Genomic DNA, 20,735 nt, shown 5'->3' with positions numbered 1-20,735 from the left:
GAGGTTAGAAATTATTGTAAAATATTACTGAATATAATCCAGCATCTGGTTTCCAATATCTGATTTTATATCAATTGTTCCAAACTTGAAACACTTTTGTTTTTCTGATATACCTCCATCTTTTTTCTGACATATTTCAGTGCTATAGGAGCAAGATAAATCAATGCGGCACCAATCAGTTTTTTCTTCCAGTTTGAACTTTTCATATTCTTTTTGGCGTAGTTTCCTACGATGGCAGTAACACCCAGTTTAACAAGACCGTCTGTAATATTTCCTCCCTTGAATGCGGAATTTGCAATTCCTACGGCGGTATTTTTGCTGATCAGAAGATCTTTCACCTCGGAAGTAATCTGTTTGGCAATGACATCTTTTCTTAAAACTACTTTTTCATCACCGTCTTCATCAATTTTTTCCTGAAGATACTGATCACTTAAACCATTGGTAAATGCACTTAGGCTTTCTTTTGTATTTTTGAAGGTCAGAAGATTTTCCAGATCATTTATTTCCCCCTTAAGCAGTTTTTTCTTTCTTCTTAATTCTTCAATGCTCTCGTATTTTATGCCCATAGTTTAATGATTTAAAAATTTAATAACCTGATCAGCAACGGTATTGACAATCTTATTCTTGAAGGCTACAACAAAGGCCATTATCAGCGCATAAAATGCAGCAACAATTAAGAATCCATATGAGTAATTATCCAGTGCTTTTCCGATAAGGAAAGCAATTCCAAAATTGAAAAGGATAATAAAAAAAGCAAAAGCAACAAGCAGTACTACAAAGTAAGTAATGAGCCCGGCAGAAAGTGAAGACTTTTCAGTCGCTTCAATTTTCAGAAGATCTATTCTCTTGGAGGCGTATTCTTTAATAGTTTCTATCATTGTTTTTTTTTAAAGTTACAAAAAAAGGAACTTTCACACAAAAGTTCCTTTCTGTAATTTACTTAAAAAAGATAAATTACTTATTTTTTCAGATCATTCAGTTCCGCTTCTACATCTTTGGCCAAATCTGCAGTTTTAGAAACAATCTGATCTTTGTATTTATCATATCCGTCTTTCACAGTATGTGCTACGCTGCTTGCTGTTTCTTTGAAAGTAGAAGAAATATTACCATATTGGTCTTTTACTTTTTCTGAAACCTCTCCGTATTTATTTTTAGCCTGATCTTTAAGATCGTTTGCTTTAGTTTTGATTTTTTTTCTTGTTTCTTTACCTTCTTCAGGTGCGTATAACATTCCTAAGATTACACCTGCTGCAGCACCTGCAAGAAGTCCTGCCAATATACCTGCTGTATTATTTCCTTTTCTAGACATTTTAAGTTTTTTAATAATTAATAATAGATTAGTTTTTACAGTAATAAAACTTACAATTTGTATACCAAAGGAGGCCTGAAGCCTATTAAAAATTGTTAAATCTTTTTGATGTGAGATAAAATAAGCTGTATGGTTTCCTCTTTTGTAAGTTCAGAATTATCAATAACGATTGCATCTTCAGCCTGCTTCAATGGGGCTATTTCACGTTCGCTGTCGATCTTGTCACGTTCTATAAGATTTTGTTTTACCTGTTCTTTATCTGCTTGTATTCCCAGGCCTTTCAGTTCCAGAAATCTTCTGTTGGTTCTTTCGTCAATACTGGCAGTAAGGAAGAATTTATAGTCCGCATTTGGCAGAACTACTGTCCCAATGTCACGTCCGTCCATAATAACGCCTCCTTTTTCTGCCAAACTGCGCTGCGACTGCAGCAGGAAGTCTCTTACTTCTTTCTGTTTGGCAACAAGGCTTACATTGTCCGATACTGTATTTGTACGGATTTCTTTAGATATATCGGCGTCATTAAGGAATAAAATAAGTGTTCCTTCGTTGTTTTTAAATTCAAGTCTGATCTGATTAAAAGAAGAGAACAGCGTATTCAGATCAATCTCACCGTTTTCATTCAGACAATGCTGCAAAGCATACCAGGTAACTCCTCTGTAAAGCGCTCCTGTATCCATATGAATAAGTCCCAGCTGATCAGCAATGATTTTTGAGATAGAACTTTTTCCGGTAGACGAGTACCCATCGATAGCAATTACAGGTTTTTTCATACTGCAAATTTCAAGATTTTTTTTAGAAAATCAAGAATAAGTAGGAAATTTTCGGAATAATTAAGAAATTTCCGGTCAGGAAGATTATTCTCCTCTATGGCTGGAAAGGTCCATAGAAATTCCTATCTGGTTGACGTTCGAAGAGTTGTGGTATCTCACGTGGGCATAATCAATACGGAATCTGGAAACTTTGACTCCAAATCCTGCAGAAAGTCCTGAGAAGTTTCTTTGGTCCGCAACTGCCAGCTCATTTCCTCTTTTTACATTATAGCCCAGCCTGATATTGAAATTCTTTTCCGGAAACAATTCTGCCCCCAACGAAAAGTGATCGGCAATTTTTCTGCCGGCACCCACTTTCTGCCCATCCAGATTCTCTTCTGAAGAAATATCAAACTTCTGAAGATCATGTGCGGTAATGGTGATGGCAAGAGGGAAGTTCTTGATGGTCTTGGTATAGCCCAGATCTATTCTGAAAGGAAGATTTTCTCTTGTTCCGTTAAAAGATTTCAGCTGAAACCCAAAGTTTCTCATGACCAATGAAACTACTTCTTTACTTTTTTTATTATGATAGGTAATTCCCGCTGTTCCTGAGATCGCGGAAGAAGTATAGTTGTCGATTTTTGAGGTAATAAAATTAAGTCCTCCACCAATCGTCCAGTCTTCTTCAAACTGGTAAGCATAGCCCGCACCAATAGCGACATCTGAAGCTTTGAATTCTCCGTTTTCAAAACCGCTTTCATCCGTCCTTGGAATACTTCCGTAGCTCATATACCTTGCATTGATGGTAGCCATGTGGCCATTTTCAAAGTCTTTGGCATAAGCAATAGTTCCGTATTTCGAGTCGGCAAGATAAGCCGTTGCGTTTACAGAAAGCTGTTTGTCAGAATCTTTATTTAACAGGGCAGGGTTTGCAATAGCAAAGGAAACATCATAATCTCTTACTGAAATTGCATCTCCGCCCAAAGCAGCCTGTCTTGCAGATACAGGTACATTTAAGAACGGATAAACATTTGTTCCTGTTTGTGCATAAGAAACAATTCCTGATAGAAATAATGAAAAAATGATAATTTTCTTCAACTCAATTTATAATTAATGCAAAAATAATCCTTTTTCGTACTTTTCAAAATATTTCTGACATTATTTCTATTTAAATATTTTTCTTTCATCAATATCTTTAATGATTATATTTGCAAAATCAAATTCAGGGGAAACCCATACTAATAAAAAGTTATTAAAAATAAAAGATGAAATATAAAAGAATCCTTCTGAAACTAAGCGGTGAGGCCTTAATGGGAAACAGACAATACGGTATTGACAATGAAAGACTGCAGGAATATGCAGCTGAGATCAAAAAAGTAGTTGAAAAAGGCTGTGAAGTTGCGATTGTAATTGGAGGAGGAAACATTTTCCGTGGTGTAGCAGGAGCTGCCAAAGGAATGGACAGAGTGCAGGGAGATTATATGGGAATGCTGGCCACTGTAATCAATGGAATGGCTTTACAGGGAGCATTGGAAGATGCAGGAATCAAAACAAGACTTCAGTCTGCCATCGAAATGGATAAAGTAGCTGAACCTTTCATCAAAAGAAGAGCGGTAAGACACCTTGAAAAAGGAAGAGTAGTGATCTTCGGTGCGGGAACAGGAAACCCTTATTTTACTACTGATACAGCGGCTACCTTAAGAGCCATCGAAATCGGTGCTGATGTGATCTTAAAAGGAACAAGAGTAGACGGAATCTACGACAGTGATCCTGAAAAGAATGCAGATGCTGTAAAATACAATTCATTATCTTTTGATGAAGTATTTGAGAAAAACCTTAAAGTAATGGATATGACAGCCTTTACTTTGAGCCACGAAAACAAATTGCCAATCATTGTATTCGATATGAATAAAGATGGAAATTTAGAAAAAATCGTAGACGGAGAAAATGTAGGGACTTTGGTTGATTTATAATTAATTTAACTACTAAAAAATATAAAAACACCTGTTGCAGTACTGTGACAGGTGTTTTTTTTTATTTTAATAAGCCTGATCTAAACAGCGAACTTTTATTATTGTAAAAGGATTTATAGAATAAACTAATTAATCTAATCGTCAACTATTTCCAAAACATTAAACACACAAAATGTATATGTTAAAGTAATCACATTTTAAAATATTATAGTTTTCTTAAAATACAGAATGCAGTCTTACCAAAATATGGAAATAATCACTATTTTTGCAGCACTGAATAGTAAAAAAATAATTTAAAACAATAAGAAAACACTGATGTTTACAGCGTTTTTTAGTTTTAATTAACTGATATTCAGATGGATTAATAGATGTGTAATTTATCAAACTTTAATATAATAATGGAAGAATTAGATCTTATATTAGAATCTGTAAAACAAGACATGGATGCAGCGGTAAAGCACCTGGATCACGCATTTCAAAGAATTAGAGCAGGACGTGCTTCTACATCAATGGTTCAGGATGTAATGGTAGAATATTACGGAGCAATGACTCCTATCAACCAGGTTGCGAATGTTTCTGTTCCGGATGCAATGACAATCTCTATTCAACCTTGGGACAGAACAGCAATCAACGCGATTGAAAAAGCAATCATCAACTCAAACTTAGGTTTTGCCCCTTCTAACAACGGAGAAAACATTATCCTGAATGTTCCGCCTTTAACTGAGGAAAGAAGAAAGGAACTTGCAAAGCAGGCTAAAGCAGAAACTGAGAACACTAAAGTGACGGTAAGAAACGCAAGACAGGATGGTTTAAAAGAACTTAAAAAGCTGGAAGGAGTTTCTGAAGATGTAGTAAAAGGAGTGGAAGAAGAAATCCAGACTTATACTGATAAATACGTTAAGCTTTGTGATGAGCATCTTAAGACAAAAGAGGCTGAAATTATGAAAGTATAATTCTAAAGCTGTTGAAAATAAAGAAGAGGTTTCCGATGGGACACCTCTTTTTTTATTATTTTTCTGCTATCACATTTAATTTTTTATAATGCAATGCATTCTTGTTCTATACTATATTGAGAAGTATTTACGTTCATTCATTATATTTAATAAATCATTCCTGAGGTCTAATTAAAAAACAGGAGCCAAATACTAAAATGATGACAAAAATAATCGGGGTAGGAAATTATATCCCATCAGAAACAATAACCAATTTATTTTTTGATAAACATGTTTTTCTTAATGAAGAAGGGATTTTATTAAAAGAGAATAATGCTTCCATTACGGACAAGCTAAAGAAGATTACAGGTATTGAAGAAAGAAGATATGCGCACAGTACACAGGTTACTTCAGATCTGGGACTTATTGCAGCGCGTTCAGCCATAGAAAATGCAGGAATCGATCCTGAAACATTAGATTATATTATATTTGCCCATAATTTTGGGGATGTTCGTTTTGGAACGGTTCAGTCTGATACCGTGCCCAGTCTTGCTGCAAGGGTGAAACATTTATTGGGAATCAGAAATAATTTCTGCGTAGCCTATGATGTTCTTTTTGGATGCCCGGGATGGATTGAAGGAGTCATACAGGCTCATGCATTGATCAAGTCTGGTATAGCCAAACGATGCCTGGTTATTGGTGCAGAAACACTTTCCCGTGTAGTGGACATCCACGACAGAGACAGTATGATCTATGCAGATGGAGCAGGAGCGGCTGTTCTGGAAGTGAATGAAAATGATGATTCCGGGATCAGGTCTCATTTATCAGCTTCTTATACACTTGAAGAAAAAGACTATTTGTATTTTGGAAAGTCTTACAACAACGAAAGCTGTCCGGATACCCGATACATCAAGATGGATGGCAGAAAAATATATGAATTTGCCCTCATCAATGTTCCGGATGCGATGAAAAAATGTCTTGACAACAGTGGGTATTCCATTGATCAGTTAGATAAAATTATCATTCATCAGGCAAACGAAAAAATGGATGAAGCCATCGTTAGCAGGTTTTATCAATTGTATGGAAAGCCAGTTCCGGAAAATATTATGCCTATGGTTATTCATAAATTAGGAAACAGCAGCGTTGCAACTATTCCTTCTTTGCTGACGATGATTTTAAAGGATGAACTGGAACATCATAAAATCAAAAAAAATGATGTAGTCTTATTTGCATCCGTAGGCGCAGGAATGAATATTAATGCTTTTGTTTATCAGTTTTAAAATACAGGCTCTCCCAAAATATAAAAAAGAGATTGACTTTTGGGCAATCTCTTTTGTTTTTACAAACATTGTATGGAGCCTTTCTGGTCTTTATGTTTTAATAGAGATTGGTAGCTCTTAACGATTTCCTCCATGTTACAAATAATTTCTTTACCAGGAATTGTATCCGGAGCTGTTTTTTCTTTCTGATGGGATTTTATACTGTATTTCTTTTCAAGACATTTGAGTAGCTGATTATTTTGAAGATACCATACGGGTTTCTGTAATTTCATCTTTGGTAACCGGTTTTTCGGGAGTGCCGCCATCAAAATTCCATACGGTTTCCTGTCTGAAAATAAAGAAAGGCTTTCCCTCTTTGATAAAATACTTTTCAGATGCCGAAAAATGACTGTGTTCTGCATAAAAATGCTCTATTACTTTAATCCCATCCTTGTCAGAATGAAAAATAACTTCTCCTGAAGGTTCATCATTGCAGTCATAACTGAATTTTGAAGAACTTAGCTTCTCAGCTTCCAGCTGAGCCTGAAGCACAGCATATTCTTTTTTGATCTGATCAATGGGGTTTTCTGTTATGTCTGCTTTTACAGAATCCTTTTTTACAACAGAATTATCTATGGAAGCGGATTCTTTGGGACTGGTTTTATCTTTTTCATTTTTACAGGAAACAAAAAGAAGCAGGCCGGCTGTCAGAACTAGAATTTTCATAGAATTAAGTGTTTGGTGGTGTATAAGAATACAAAAGATTTAATGACATAAAAAAAGCTTCCAACAGAAAGCCTTATATTGTTTTATTTGCAGTTTTCATTATAATCGTAGATCACTTCATTGATGATTGAAAGTTTATCCACTGTTGAATTGCTGATTTCATCCCGGATGAATTTTCCAAGACCTGTTCTTTTTTTCTCCTCATTTTTCAGGGAACCATATTCACCCTTTGCTATTTTTGCTTTTACGTAAGGACAGTCTGCCAGTATGATTTTGGCTTTTGAGGGAGTTAATTCTTCAGCTTTTCCTCCTTTCTTCGAAAAGATATAATTGGGATTCTCTTTTAACCGGTCTGTTTCACTCTGCGTAATGGCCTGTGTGCTGTTTGCAGAAAGAGCGGTAGGGTAGCCATAAAGCTTATAAACTGTAATTTTGCCCTCCGTTACTACTTCTGCAAACTGCTCCGTTCTTGAAAGGTTATTGATTGCCTTAAAGCCTGCCGATAATCCTGTTGAACTTTCTGAGCTATTTAAAGCCTCTCTCATGTTTGAGTATTTTACCGATTTGAAAACTCTCGGAGTGTCACCTTCATACAGCATATATTCTTTGATATCGTCTGTGTCGTACGTTTTAAATTTTATTCTGTTCTTTACTTTATCAATATCAGCAATGGCTGCAAACTTTACTTTTAACTGATTTTGCCACGGGCTTGAATAACCGCCGTGCAATTGTACAACACCTTCAGTTTTCTTTCCGGATTTGTCAATAATGTAACCGTATTTTTCACCGTTGTATGTCCCGGTTTCATTCTGCTCCTGAGCAGAGGCGTTCAGTGATGCAAGACCGAACAGGCCAATAAGTAGTAATTTCTTCATGGTTTTGTTTTAAATTCTCACAAATATAAATTTTTAAATTTAAAATCGTTATCCACTAAATATTTTAATTAGTAATCAATAAAAAAGCTCCGGAATTTCTCCGAAGCTTTAGTTCTGTTTTAAAATCAGAATTATTGATATCTCTGATGTTCTTTACTTTTCGTAAACCTTTTGGTGATTGGTTTGAACAGTACTTTGTATTTTTCCGCATCAAACAGCTGTGAATCTGTAAGTGCTTTATAGGTCATCCAAACTCCAAAAGGAAGAAGAATCAGATTGGGAAGCCATGCTGCAAGATAAGGATTCATTTTTCCGCTCCATGACATGTTTTCTACCCCAACATTCATTACATAAAAGATAATGAAAATAACAATAGCGATGATGACAGGAAGTCCCATTCCCCCTTTTCTGATGATAGATCCTAAACTGGCTCCGATCAGGAAGAAGATGATACACGTCACCGAATAAGCTACCATTCTCTGTTGGTAAATAACAACCTTGCTGAAATATTTTACATTAGAACTGTATTCATTCTTTTTAGACTCTAAAGTAGATTTCAGGTTGTCTAATCTGTTATAGGAGTTGTAAATAATTTCCAGTTTTTTTTCCCCTTTTACAGTATCCAGTTTTATCTGGGTTTTTGGGGCTACTTTATGCTTATTACCCTTGTCCATGTAGGTGACAACGGAATTGGCCTGATTAAGAACCTCTGAGCCAATGTTATCAAAGAACTGTTGGTTGTCTTTCTTGGTTTTGACAATAGTTTTGTTCAATTGAGGATAACTCTCAAAACGGTAATCATCCGTAATCTGCTCTTTTTCGATGGCTTTATTGATGATTTCACTAATGTCAAAGTGAGATACCAATGTATCAAATTTAATAGCCTGGTCAGGTTGTTTCAATCTTACATTATCACCTTTCCCTGCGAAAGCATCTTCGAATACATATCCGTTATATAATACAAGTTTTAGGAAATTTTTATTAGCTGCGGGAACAAACTTTCCTTTTTCAGCTACAATAGACTGTTGGTTTTCATAAGCATTGGCTTTTTTATGCACAAAAACGCCATCAATATTTTCTCCGCTTTCACCATGTATCTTATCAAATTTTACCATATAGCCGGGAATCTGATCTATGAACTGTCCTGGTGTGAAATTAAGAGCAGGCTTAGTTTGCGCAATGTTGAAAAGCATGTTTTTAGCCTTTTTCTGAAAATCAGGAATGATATTGCTTGAGAAAAAATACAGCATAATTGCAAGTATTGTTGAAATTCCAAGAAGGGGAGTCATTACCCGGGTCAAAGGAATTCCTGCTGCTTTCATGGCTGCAAGCTCGTAACGTTCTCCAAATTCACCGAATGACATAATGCTCGCCAGAAGGATCGTAAGGGGAAGAACCATACTGATTACGTTTACCCCAAGGTAAAAAAGAAGTTTGAGGATCTGCCAGTAGCTTAATCCTTTTCCCATAAACTGCCCCAACTGTACCCAGATAATGTTTACAATAAAAATGAAAAACAATACGCTGAATATAAAGAAAAACGGTCCAAAGAAGGTTTTTATGATATATCGGTCTAGTATTTTTAACATGCGCCAAAATTAATCAAAAAGCCACAAAGTTTACTTGTGGCTTTTTATATTTTGTTATTTTTTTAACTTTAAAAGTCAATTTACTTAGTTGCGAATTCACTTTCAGCTTTTTAAAGTTCTGTAACGATGTAGTTTTTAAACTTATTTTTGTCAAAAACAAACATATTAGGATCCAGCTCCTGGTTTTCTTTGTATTCTTTAATGGCAATTACAGCAACATCTTTGTTGTTTCCGTGCTGTTCCAGTTTTACCATTTGCTTTTTTGCTGAATCTACAAAAAGATATACATATTTTATTCCGTTTGCTTTCACCGGAGTCAGTTTAATAAAGTCCGCATTTACACCATTGATCATTTTCTTACCGTTGTAGGTTACATTATAATCATTTCTATACGTCGTAAGATAGTTGATAGGGGAGAACATGGTGCTGCTTCCGTTAGGTTTGGCAATGGTTACTTCCATATCATCGGCATTGATGTTGTAAATTTTATTACCATCGAAGATCTGTTCCGTATCCATGATCTTCAGTTTGTATTTCTCTCCGGCAACATAATAAATACCAGGTTCTGTTTTTGTCACCTGTCCGTTAAGACCGCTTCCAAAAGAAAATTTGAAGTAAGAATTCTTTTTAGAATTGTAGTTGGCTGTAATATCATCCAATATCTTTTTAGCTTTCGCATCAATCTTTTGAGCGTTGGCCATACCTACTGCACCTACAACAAAACTTCCTAATATAACTTTTGAAATAATATTTTTCATTTTCTTAATTTAATAATCGTTAGATTTTCTTTAATTCTTAAGGTTAAAACTTGTTGTTTTTCCTTTAACTACGCAGATCTTCCAAAAACTGTTCCAAAAATCCACCTTTTAACGCCGGATACTTTATACCAGATATTGTTTTACAAATTACCTTGTTTCCGGTCTTTCAATGTACTGATCAAATTTTTCAGGGAGAATATTGGTCACTGTTAATTTATTAGAAGTAATGGTGGGTTCAATTTTAATCACTTTGGTATTTTCATTGATCTCAACCGGATGCTTACTTCTCATATTCACCATATCTATATGAAGAGCTGTGAACTCATGCTTTCCCTTTTCTAAGTCAACAATAACATATTCTTTGGGTCTGATTTGCCCTAATGATTTACCGTCAAGGCCAATATTAAGTCTTGCCGTGTTATCCATTTTATGGAGAACTCCTGCACCATTATAAATAAGGACTTTGCCATTTCCCAGAGTATTATAATCAATAACATCCAGTTTCACAGAAGCATAATCACTGGGTACAGTTCTTAATGCACATGAAGATAAGGTAAGTATACATGCAAAAAGTCCCCATCTAATAGTTTGTTTTGTTGTGATTTTCATAGTAATAGTTTTGTTGAATTTTTTATATCCCGGTTCCCGATCAGGAATATCCGGGATTAATTTTTGTATTGATGATTTTTATAATAATTAGTTTCTTAAATCTTCAAGGAACTGTTCCAGAGAATGAAGATCACTGATCAGAACTTCTCTTGCCTTAGCTCCATTGAATCCTCCTACAATACCGCTTGCTTCAAGCTGATCCATAATTCTGCCGGCTCTGTTATATCCCAGTTTCAATTGTCTCTGAAGCATTGAAGTAGATCCCTGCTGGGTAGAAACAATGATTCTTGCTGCTTCTTCAAATAAAGCATCTTTTTCGTTCGGATCAAAAGTACCTACTGAACTTGTTGAGTCTTCAGAAACATATTCAGGAAGCAGCAATGCTGAAGCATATCCTTTTTGTTCTCCGATGAACTCTGCCAGTCTTTCTACTTCCGGAGTATCTACGAAAGCACACTGAAGTCTTAAAATTTCGTTTCCATTGAAATAAAGCATATCTCCTTTACCAATCAGCTGATCTGCGCCCGGAGAGTCCAGGATGGTTCTGGAGTCTACACTGGAAATTACTCTGAAGGCAGCTCTTGCAGGGAAGTTGGCTTTGATCATCCCTGTAATTACGTTTACGGATGGTCTCTGTGTAGCCACTATAAGGTGGATTCCTACGGCTCTTGCAAGCTGTGCAAGTCTGGCAATCGGTAACTCAACTTCTTTACCTGCTGTCATGATCAAATCCGCAAACTCGTCCACTACCAATACAATATAAGGTAAATAACGGTGTCCGTTTTCGGGATTTAATTTTCTTTCCGTAAACTTCTTATTATATTCTTTTAAGTTTTTACAAAAAGCATTTTTAAGAAGGTCATATCGGGTATCCATTTCAATACAAAGAGAGTTCAGGGTATTGATTACTTTATTGGTGTCTGTAATGATAGCTTCTTCTGCATCCGGTAATTTTGCCAGATAATGTCTTTCAATTTTTGAATATAATGAAAGTTCCACTTTTTTAGGGTCTACCATGACGAACTTCAGTTCGCTTGGGTGTTTTTTATAAAGAAGGGAAGTAAGGATAGCATTGATCCCTACAGATTTACCCTGACCTGTTGCTCCCGCCATCAATAAGTGAGGCATTTTTGAAAGATCGGCCATAAAGATTTCGTTGGAAATAGTCTTTCCGAAAACTACCGGAAGGTCCATGTCCGTATTCTGGAATTTCTGAGAAGCAATGACAGAACGCATAGAAACCATGGTAGGATTCTTTCTTGGCACTTCAATACCAATAGTTCCTTTCCCTGGCATTGGCGCAATAATTCTGATTCCTAATGCAGAAAGGTTCAGTGCAATATCATCCTGCAGTTTTTTAATCGCTGCCACTCTGATACCTGCTTCAGGAACAATTTCATATAACGTAACGGTAGGCCCGATTGTAGCTTTAATCTCTGCGATACCAACATTGAAATTCTTCAGAAGTCCAACAATCTTATTTTTATTTTCTTCCAGTTCTTCTTTATTGATAGAAATTTCTTCATTTCCATAATCTTTCAGTAATTCTACGGGCGGCATCTGGAAGTTAGCCAGATCAAGCTTATGATCATACAATCCGTGCTTTTCTACCAGTTCCTGAGACTTTTTATCAGAATCATCCAGAATATCAATTACCGGAGCTACTTCTACATTGAATTTAATATTATCCTGTGCCGGAGCAGTGGTTACTGCCGGAGACGGAGTAGAAGGCCTGATGTCAAATGCTTCCTCAGGGCTGGAAACCGGAACAACTGGTTTGGTAGAAAGATTTAAACTTACAGGTTGAGAAACTTCTTTAGGTTCTGCATCAAAAGAAGTATGGTTGGGCGTGGTAATGGTCTCTATCTCGTTGGAAACCGGAACTTCAGGGAATCCTTTCGGTGCACTTACCGGTTCTGGTTCTTTCTTGATATTAATTAGACTATTGACAGTATGATTGGTAGCATCACTTACGGTAACTCTGGGTGCAGTTTCTTCTTTCGCTTCCTCTGCTTCTTCTCTCAACTCCTCATCAGCTTCGAAATCATCATTGGAGTCCGGCATCATAGATTTTACTTTTCCAATTGTATTTTCATTGATCTTATCCAGTTTCGCTTTGATAGAACTTGGACGAAGATTGAATTCAAGAATAAAATAAAGAAGAATGCTTGCTGCTAATACGGTCCACAGACCTACTGCTCCGATGATGGAGTTAAGATAGTCCATGATCTGATATCCATAAACACCTCCTAAAACACCCTGACCTTTCGTAAGTGCCCCCATGAAAATAGGAAGCCAGCAGATAAAAAATAAAGAGTGACCAATAGTTTTCCAGGGTTTGAAGATTTTCTTCTTAAGAATCAGAGTACCTACTACAAGCAGTAAAAATGCGATGATAAAGGAGGCAATACCAATACTTTCAAAAATGAAAATATTCCCAAGCCAGTCACCCACCTTACCAAAGATATTGGAAGATTTTATGCTTTTGTCCAGCATGGTTCCTGCCTGGCTTTGATCTGCTTTCCAGTTCATCAGATAAGAGACGAATGAGAATGCGAGAACAGCCGATAAAAGTATAAAATTAAGCCCGAAAAAAATACGTGGCTTAGATAAGATTCTGCCTTTTTCAGGCGATTCAGTCGGTTTTTTTTGTGTCTTTTTATCCATAATATCAATGTCGCAAATTTAATGTTTTATTCAACACTAAATGAATCTTTTTTACCCAAAAAACATTTTGGGAATCCCGCTTTTATAATGGTTATTTAAAATTTTTACTTTAAAAATATTTTCTTGTATGACAGAATAAAATAAGGTTATTTTTTGCTTATCCAAATCTGATACCGTTACGTTATATTAACTGATTATTATTTATTTTTCTTTAAAAAGATAATAAAATTTTCTATTTAAACAGTCTTAATTGAAAAAAATAACAATATTGTGTCTCGATAGTGTTTTTTTTGAACTAGTTCAAAGGTCAGGATCTGAAACCTATTTAATTTTGACCTATAAAATTTCATATATGAAAAACACATTCAAAACTATTCTGACCTTAGGTCTGATATTAATTTCACTGATTACAATGAACGCACAAAAACAAAAAACGGAACACACTGCATTAATCATTATCGATGTACAAAATGATTATTTCCCTGGAGGAAAGATGATACTTGAAAAAGCTGTACAGGCTGCTGAAAATATCCGAAGTATTTTAGATTATTTCAGGAAAAATAATTTTCCTGTCATTCATATCCGGCATATTTCTACCAATGATGGTGCAACGTTTTTCCTTCCGGATACAGATGGCGCTAAAATCAACGATCTGGTTTTACCAATGGAGGATGAAAAAGTTATTGTTAAGCATTTTCCCAACAGTTTCAGGGATACTGATCTTCTGAACTATCTTCAGTCAAAGAACATTAAAAATCTGGTTATTACGGGAATGATGACAGATGTTTGTGTGGAGTCTACCACCAGAGCCGCTTTTGATTTCGGGTTTATCAATACAGTTATCGGTGATGCTACAGCAACGAGAGATCGTGAACTGAATGGGGAAGTTATAAAAGCAGCAGACGTGCAAAAGTCCTTTTTGGCAGGGATTTCTGCTCTTGGAAATCTCTATGCAAGTGTAATAAACACCAATGAATTTTTACAATAAGGCTATTTTGGACATGGAAAGGTGTAGTAGCGGAGGTTTTCAGCAAACTGAGATGTTTTAAATTTTATCGGAGATAAAATCTTTGCGATCTTAAAAACATCTGATATTTCAAAAATTATTAGCGCTTTTGCGTTTGCCCAACAAAAGACCAGAGTTCTATTGTTTAAATACAAAATAACTTAACTTAACGTAATTTTATAAAGGTGTCAATAATTTTGATACCTTTATTTAGCTTAAATAATCCCATGTCCGATTTACTTTTTAGAAATATCAGTCAGTATATCAATCTTTCAGAAGAGGATTTTCAACAGTTTGTAAAACCTTTTGAGCTCAAAACTTTTAAAAAGAAAGAGCTGGTTCTCAAAGAAGGAGATTACTGCCTCTTTGAAGGATTCGTTCTAAAGGGATGTTTTAAAATCTGTTATCTCAATGAAAACGGATTTGAACAAACCTTATATTTTGCAGTTGAAGGCTGGTGGATTACAGATATTGACAGTCTTATCAATAATGTTCCCAGTATTCTCAATATTGAAGCCCTTGAAGACAGCGAAGTGTTGATGATTTCCAAAAAAGATAAAGAACATTTGTATGAAACCATGCCACAGATAGAAAAGCTTTTCAGAATCATGAACCAGAGATCTTCGGTAGCACTGCAGAGGAGAATTCTTTCCTTAACAGGCAAAACAGCCGACAAACGCTATCTTGAATTCCTTGAAAAGTATCCGGGATTGGAGCAAAGAATTACCCAGCAGCAGGTAGCATTCTACCTGGGAATTACTCATGAATTTTTAAGTAAAATCAGGAGGAAAATATTTGAAAAATAATGATGAAAAAAGTCCTGGAAATTATCAGATTCCTAACCATTTTAGACGTTTCTTTTAATAAATAAATGAGGATGGGAATAGAAGTCCTCAATCATGGTTATAGGTAATATGAATCTATATTTTTTCGGTTTTAAAAATTGAATTTTTCCTAATGTTTCCGGGCTTATTAAGAATGTTTCAAAATAAGCAAAACCGAGGCCAAAGTGATAAAAAACAGCTTTTTTTAAGCTCTTTGTGGTTTATCATGCTTATTTTTGCATGTCAAGTACAATAAATCATGAAGAAGCTCCAAGATATTCTTATCTCAACCAGGACAATGGCTGTATTGTTGCTGGTGTACGCATTCGCAATGGCCTATGCAACGTTCTTAGAAAACGACTACGGAACTCCTACAGCAAAAGCATTAATTTATGAGGCTAAATGGTTCGAACTGATCATGGTCCTGCTTATTCTCAATTTTATAGGAAATATCGGAAGATACAGACTGTGGAAGAAAGATAAGTGGCCGGTTCTTGTTTTCCACCTTGCCTTTGTTTTTATTTTTATCGGTGGTGCTATCACCAGATACATTAGTTTTGAAGGAACAATGCACATCAGAGAAGGTGAAACGTCCAACGAAATTGTAACCGATAAAAATTTCTTTAAAATTCAGATCGAAGAAAAGGGTGATGTACTGAATTATCAGGATGTTCCTTATCTGATGTCTCCGTTACACAAAGATTTCAAAGCAACCTATGACTTCCACGGAAAAGAAGTGAAAGTGTTTGCCAAGGAATACATCCAGAGAAAAAAAGACAGCCTTGTAGCTGAACCCAACGGGGCAGAGTATCTTCATTTGGTTTCTACCGGAAGCACCGGAAGACAAAATATTTACATCAAACCGGGAGAAACAAAATCTATCAACGGTACTTTGGTGACATTCAACAGAGCCATTGAAGGAGCTGTTGAATTTAAAAATGAAGGCGGAAAATTATTCATCAAAACTCCTGTAGATGCAAGCTATATGACCATGGCTACGCAGGCAACAGGAAGTACAGTGAAAGATCAGTTCCAGCCTTTGGCATTAAGAAGTTTATATACCATCAATGAGCTGAAACTGGTAGTACCTGAAGGTCTTAAAAAAGGAAGGCTGATGGCGATTGAAGGTGACAGAAAAAAAGATGCTAACGTACCCGATATGCTTCAGATTGAGCTTCAGGGACCAAAAACAAAACAAATTGTAGATCTTTCTGTTGAAAAAGGAAATCCAAACGCTTACAAGCAGGTTACTATGGACGGATTGAACATCATGGTTGGTTTCGGACCTAAAGTATATAACACACCTTTTGCATTGAAACTGGATGACTTCGTAATGGAAACGTATCCGGGAAGTTCATCTCCGAGTGCTTATGAAAGCCACGTAAAAATCATTGATGAAGGCAAAGAAACTCCTTATAAAATCTATATGAACCACGTTCTTAACCATAAAGGATACCGTTTCTTCCAGTCGAGTTTTGATCCGGACAGAATGGGAACCGTTCTTTCCGTAAACCACGATTACTGGGGAACTTTGATTTCTTATATCGGATACGGACTTTTATTCCTGGGAATGTTTGTAATCTTCTTCTGGAAAGGAACTCATTTCTGGAAATTGAATAAAATGCTGGCTGACGTTAATAAAAAGAAAGCAGCAGGTATACTTTTATTGTTCTTAAGTTTAGGTTTAAATGCACAGAAAATAGAAACGCACGGAACAACAGATGGAAGCAGAGAACACATTCATGTAGAAGGAGACAATCATTCTCACGCTCCGGTTCCGTCTGCCCAGCCACTTGATGGTGCTGCTCCTAAGCAGAACTCTCTGGCAACTCCAATGGGGAAAATGAGATCTATTTCTCCGGACGAAATCATTGCAAGAAACAAAATCAGCAAAGAACATGCGGATAAATTCGGATATCTTTTGGTTCAGAACTTTGAAGGAAGAATTGTTCCTATCAATACAGAGGCAATCGATATTTTAAGAAAACTATACAAGAAAGACGAATTTAAAGGAACAGACGGAAAATCTCTTACAGCCAACCAATGGTTCCTTTCTATCAATACAGATACTCCAAGCTGGACAATGGTTCCGATTATTAAAGTGGGAACTAAAGGAGGAGATGAGCTGAAGAATAAGACAAAAGCAGATGAAGATGGCTATACTTCTTTGATGAACCTTTTCCCTGCAGATGCAAATGGTAATCTTACGTATATCTTGGAACATGATTACAATACTGCATTCCGTAAGAAGCCTGCTGAACAAACGAATTATGATAAAGAAGTAATTGCTGTCAACGAAAGAGTACAGATCTTTAATGAGTTCTTCAGCGGTCAGTTCATGAGAATTGTTCCTGTGAAAAATGATGCCAACCATACATGGCATTCATGGTTAGACCAAAAATTCGAACCGGATATGGAATCTCAGCAGGTAATGGGACCTTACTTTGCAGAAGCGCTTACCGCACAAAAAACCGGTGACTGGAGCAAAGCAGATGCTGAATTGGCAAAGCTTTCAGACTATCAGCAGAAATGGGGAAAAGCAGTTGTTCCTGCTAAATCCAAAGTGGATCTGGAAGTATTCATGAATAAAGTAGATATTAACTTCAAATTGTTAATCTTCTACACCCTTATCGGAGGTCTTCTTCTTATATTAGGTTTTGTTGAGTTATTCAAATCAAATCAAAAATTAAACAAAATAATTAAAGTAATCATTGCGATTGGTTTAATTGGTTATCTGTGTCATTTCTTAGGACTTGTGGCAAGATGGTACATCTCAGGACACGCTCCCTGGAGTAACGGATATGAAGCCATTATCTTTATCTCATGGGTAGGTATTACGGCAGGTTTAATCCTGTACAGAAATGCCAACGCATTGATTCCTGCGGCAGGATTCATGGTAGCTGTAATCATGATGGGATTTGCGCACGGAGGTTCTGCACTTGATCCGCAGATTACACCGCTTGTTCCTGTATTGAAATCTTACTGGTTAATTGTTCACGTGGCTATTATTACATCCAGTTATGGATTTTTCGCCTTGTCGATGATCATTGCGGTAATTTCCCTGGTATTTTATATCATTTCCAATAAAGAAACCTATAAAATTCACCATGATACTACATTGAAGGAATTGGTTATCGTTTCTGAAATGTCATTAACCATCGGATTGTTTGCATTAACAGTAGGAAACTTCTTAGGAGGAATCTGGGCCAATGAATCATGGGGAAGATACTGGAGCTGGGACCCGAAAGAAACATGGGCTTTCATCTCTATCATGGTATACGCATTTGTATTACATATGAGATTAGTACCTGGATTGAGAAGCAGATGGGCATTCCACGTAGCAACAATGTTTGCATTCTGCTCAATGGTAATGACGTATTTTGGAGTAAACTATTACCTGAGCGGACTTCACTCATACGCAGCAGGAGATCCGGTACCGGTACCAGCCTGGGTATACATCGGAATCTCAACAATGATTATTTTAGCCGCTGTTTCTTATTGGAAGTTTAAAACTTTAACAAAGAAATAAATATCTCAAAATACAAATTCAAATCCCGGAATTCACTTTCCGGGATTTTTTTGTCTATATTATTTCTGATGCTTTGTAAAATATAAGGTAGCTGGTGTTTTTCCAAACGCTAAGGTTCGCAATAATTTTACTGATGATAAAATATTGTTCACAAAACCATTTCACTCAGCAAAGAGAGTATTGGTCTTCGCTAAGCGAAGTGGCTTTGCGAATAAAAATATAATGCATCCTAATGCATTAACCTCGCGAACTTTGCGTTAGTTAAAAATACCCACATCTCGAAACCCGAAACCCGCAGCTCATTCAAAAAAAAACAAAATTTATCATTTGTAATTCAAAATTGATTACTATCTTTATGATATCAAAATAATATCAAAATAAAATTCAATTATGGAAAAAACATTAAAACCTATGTCGGGTTATCTTACATTGGTCATTTGTCTGGCCTTGTTTGTTGCAGCAGTATACTTCTTTGTGAGTGGAGTAGATCAAAGTATAGCCTATGTGGTTATCTCTATGCTGTGCTTTCTTCTTTCGTGCTTTTTCTTAAAAGGGTTAATGATTATTCAGCCGAACCATTCGAGAGTTTTAAACTTCTTTGGAAAATATGTGGGAAGTGTAAAAGAGAACGGATTATTCTTCATCAATCCTTTATATTCATCACAAAAAATTTCTTTACGTTCCGAAAATCTGCAGGGTCAGACTTTGAAGGTAAATGATAAAATGGGTAACCCTATTGAAATTGCAGTTGTAATTGTATGGAAAGTGGGAGATACTTATAAAGCGGCCTTTGATGTAGAGCGTTATTCTGACTTTGTAAAAATGCAGAGTGAGGCAGCCGTAAGACATTTGGCGATGAGCTTTCCTTATGATAATTTAGAAGATGATCATGCTCCGATTACCTTAAGAGAAGGAGGAGATAAAATCAATTCTATTTTGGAACAGGAGCTTACAGACCGCCTTTCAAAAGCTGGAATTGTGATTCAGGAGGCAAGAATTTCACACCTGGCTTATGCTTCAGAAATTGCCGGAGCAATGCTTCAGAGACAGCAGGCTACAGCTATTGTTGCAGCAAGAACCAAGATTGTGGAAGGGGCTGTAGGAATGGTAGACCTTGCATTGAAAAAACTTTCAGAAGATAATATTGTTGAATTGGATGATGAAAGAAAAGCGGCAATGGTAAGCAATTTAATGGTAGTTCTTTGCGGTGAAAAAGCAGCAACACCTATATTAAATGCTGGAACACTTTACAATTAAGAAGTGAAAAAACAGTTGGATTTTAGTGTATAGAGTTTTACACTAAAGTAATCAGAAATAATGTAAGAGAATTTAGAAAATGAAATCAGAAAAAGCTCAGAACTCTTCAGAAAGCAAAGGGAAAAAATCCTTTGTGATAAGAATAGACGAGTCTACTTATAAACTCCTTGAAAAATGGGCCAATGATGAATTCAGAAGTGTGAACGGACAGATAGAATATCTGCTGCATCAGAGCCTGGTGAACGCAGGGAGAAAAAAGAACGAGTAGTTTAAAAAGACAAATAGAAGAAGTAAAATAATCTTTTTCGGGATTAATCGTATAGAAATCAATTATTTTTTTCCTTTTTTTAATTGCAGAAAATATAAAAAAGACCTTGTTTTTTAGCTTTTCAATAAAGAAATAATAATTCAATTAATCTTCTACCCAAAAAGAAAGCAGAGAAATTTTCTCTGCTTTTTTATTGTATACAGCTTTGGAGACTGTCTGCTCCAACGTAGAATATGACGAGCCAAATCAAGCCTTTTATGGTAAAGAAAGCTAATCCTGCCCATCCCACACGCTTGAACCACTTTTTAAGCTTTGAGTTGTTTTCTTGTGAATTTTCCATTGGTGATTATCAAAAAGATTACCCTGCAAAGATAAACATGTTTATAATTAGTCCAAATAAAAAAC

At 36.0% G+C, this 20,735-nt stretch carries 20 protein-coding genes; 8 read left to right on the top strand and 12 right to left on the bottom strand.

What is annotated here, in order from left to right:
• Window positions 1-65 precede the first annotated feature (65 nt).
• The 5 genes from EK417_RS05130 to porQ all read right to left on the bottom strand — a co-directional run bounded on the left by EK417_RS05130 (window position 66) and on the right by porQ (window position 3,156).
• Window positions 66-566 (bottom strand): phosphoribosyl-ATP pyrophosphatase, encoded by a 501-nt coding sequence (locus EK417_RS05130; RefSeq protein ID WP_136521518.1) that lies wholly within the window; start codon window positions 564-566, stop codon window positions 66-68.
• 3 nt (window positions 567-569) lie between these two features.
• Complete coding sequence (locus tag EK417_RS05125) at window positions 570-878, bottom strand: phage holin family protein (protein ID WP_076597356.1); 309 nt, start codon at window positions 876-878, stop codon at window positions 570-572.
• Between the two features lie 80 nt (window positions 879-958).
• Window positions 959-1,309 (bottom strand): YtxH domain-containing protein, encoded by a 351-nt coding sequence (locus tag EK417_RS05120; RefSeq protein WP_034694334.1) that lies wholly within the window; start codon window positions 1,307-1,309, stop codon window positions 959-961.
• 95 nt (window positions 1,310-1,404) lie between these two features.
• The gene (gene cmk, locus EK417_RS05115) at window positions 1,405-2,079 is read right to left on the bottom strand and encodes a (d)CMP kinase (RefSeq protein ID WP_136521517.1); all 675 of its coding nucleotides are present in this window, start codon (window positions 2,077-2,079) and stop codon (window positions 1,405-1,407) included.
• An 84-nt stretch (window positions 2,080-2,163) separates the two neighbouring features.
• Window positions 2,164-3,156 (bottom strand): type IX secretion system protein PorQ, encoded by a 993-nt coding sequence (gene porQ / locus EK417_RS05110; RefSeq protein WP_110366068.1) that lies wholly within the window; start codon window positions 3,154-3,156, stop codon window positions 2,164-2,166.
• 167 nt (window positions 3,157-3,323) lie between these two features.
• Between porQ and pyrH the strand changes: the two genes are divergently transcribed.
• From pyrH to EK417_RS05095, 3 genes are all read left to right on the top strand, one after another.
• A complete protein-coding gene (gene pyrH / locus EK417_RS05105) occupies window positions 3,324-4,031 on the top strand; it encodes a UMP kinase (RefSeq protein WP_076355472.1) in 708 nt (235 codons plus the stop codon).
• A gap of 398 nt (window positions 4,032-4,429) precedes the next feature.
• Window positions 4,430-4,984 (top strand): ribosome recycling factor, encoded by a 555-nt coding sequence (frr, locus tag EK417_RS05100; protein WP_076597353.1) that lies wholly within the window; start codon window positions 4,430-4,432, stop codon window positions 4,982-4,984.
• A 197-nt stretch (window positions 4,985-5,181) separates the two neighbouring features.
• Window positions 5,182-6,243, top strand: a complete 1,062-nt coding sequence (locus EK417_RS05095; RefSeq protein ID WP_076597352.1) for a 3-oxoacyl-ACP synthase III family protein — start codon at window positions 5,182-5,184, stop codon at window positions 6,241-6,243.
• 234 nt (window positions 6,244-6,477) lie between these two features.
• Here the strand turns inward: EK417_RS05095 and EK417_RS05090 are convergent, their stop codons facing one another.
• The 6 genes from EK417_RS05090 to EK417_RS05065 form a co-directional block, all read right to left on the bottom strand.
• Window positions 6,478-6,948, bottom strand: a complete 471-nt coding sequence (locus EK417_RS05090) for a hypothetical protein (RefSeq protein WP_136521516.1) — start codon at window positions 6,946-6,948, stop codon at window positions 6,478-6,480.
• 83 nt (window positions 6,949-7,031) lie between these two features.
• Window positions 7,032-7,823, bottom strand: a complete 792-nt coding sequence (locus tag EK417_RS05085; RefSeq protein ID WP_136521515.1) for a hypothetical protein — start codon at window positions 7,821-7,823, stop codon at window positions 7,032-7,034.
• A gap of 131 nt (window positions 7,824-7,954) precedes the next feature.
• Window positions 7,955-9,412: an LptF/LptG family permease gene (locus EK417_RS05080; protein WP_136521514.1), complete on the bottom strand. Its 1,458-nt coding sequence runs from the start codon at window positions 9,410-9,412 to the stop codon at window positions 7,955-7,957.
• Window positions 9,413-9,522: 110 nt separating this feature from the next.
• A complete protein-coding gene (lolA1, locus tag EK417_RS05075) occupies window positions 9,523-10,170 on the bottom strand; it encodes an outer membrane lipoprotein periplasmic chaperone LolA1 (RefSeq protein WP_076597348.1) in 648 nt (215 codons plus the stop codon).
• A gap of 147 nt (window positions 10,171-10,317) precedes the next feature.
• Window positions 10,318-10,779, bottom strand: coding sequence for a hypothetical protein (locus tag EK417_RS05070; RefSeq protein WP_110366071.1), 462 nt, complete (start codon window positions 10,777-10,779; stop codon window positions 10,318-10,320).
• A gap of 87 nt (window positions 10,780-10,866) precedes the next feature.
• Complete coding sequence (locus tag EK417_RS05065) at window positions 10,867-13,446, bottom strand: FtsK/SpoIIIE family DNA translocase (RefSeq protein ID WP_136521513.1); 2,580 nt, start codon at window positions 13,444-13,446, stop codon at window positions 10,867-10,869.
• Window positions 13,447-13,798: 352 nt separating this feature from the next.
• On the opposite strand from EK417_RS05065, the gene EK417_RS05060 reads away from it, so the two are divergent.
• The 5 genes from EK417_RS05060 to EK417_RS05040 all read left to right on the top strand — a co-directional run bounded on the left by EK417_RS05060 (window position 13,799) and on the right by EK417_RS05040 (window position 20,330).
• Window positions 13,799-14,434, top strand: a complete 636-nt coding sequence (locus EK417_RS05060; protein ID WP_136521512.1) for a cysteine hydrolase family protein — start codon at window positions 13,799-13,801, stop codon at window positions 14,432-14,434.
• Between the two features lie 245 nt (window positions 14,435-14,679).
• The gene (locus tag EK417_RS05055; protein ID WP_076597345.1) at window positions 14,680-15,258 is read left to right on the top strand and encodes a Crp/Fnr family transcriptional regulator; all 579 of its coding nucleotides are present in this window, start codon (window positions 14,680-14,682) and stop codon (window positions 15,256-15,258) included.
• 277 nt (window positions 15,259-15,535) lie between these two features.
• A complete protein-coding gene (locus tag EK417_RS05050; RefSeq protein WP_136521511.1) occupies window positions 15,536-18,805 on the top strand; it encodes a cytochrome c biogenesis protein CcsA in 3,270 nt (1,089 codons plus the stop codon).
• A gap of 390 nt (window positions 18,806-19,195) precedes the next feature.
• The gene (locus EK417_RS05045; RefSeq protein ID WP_110366076.1) at window positions 19,196-20,062 is read left to right on the top strand and encodes an SPFH domain-containing protein; all 867 of its coding nucleotides are present in this window, start codon (window positions 19,196-19,198) and stop codon (window positions 20,060-20,062) included.
• Between the two features lie 79 nt (window positions 20,063-20,141).
• Window positions 20,142-20,330, top strand: coding sequence for a type II toxin-antitoxin system antitoxin (locus tag EK417_RS05040; protein ID WP_076597342.1), 189 nt, complete (start codon window positions 20,142-20,144; stop codon window positions 20,328-20,330).
• Window positions 20,331-20,520: 190 nt separating this feature from the next.
• On the opposite strand, the gene EK417_RS20980 is transcribed toward EK417_RS05040, so the two are convergent.
• Window positions 20,521-20,670, bottom strand: coding sequence for an FAM210 family protein (locus EK417_RS20980; protein ID WP_002979804.1), 150 nt, complete (start codon window positions 20,668-20,670; stop codon window positions 20,521-20,523).
• Window positions 20,671-20,735: the final 65 nt, after the last annotated feature.

Origin of the sequence: Chryseobacterium candidae, from assembly GCF_004916905.1 — a bacterium.
Lineage (GTDB): Bacteria > Bacteroidota > Bacteroidia > Flavobacteriales > Weeksellaceae > Chryseobacterium > Chryseobacterium candidae.
Note: the sequence above shows the minus strand (reverse complement) of the source record. Positions and strands in the feature narration are given on the sequence as shown.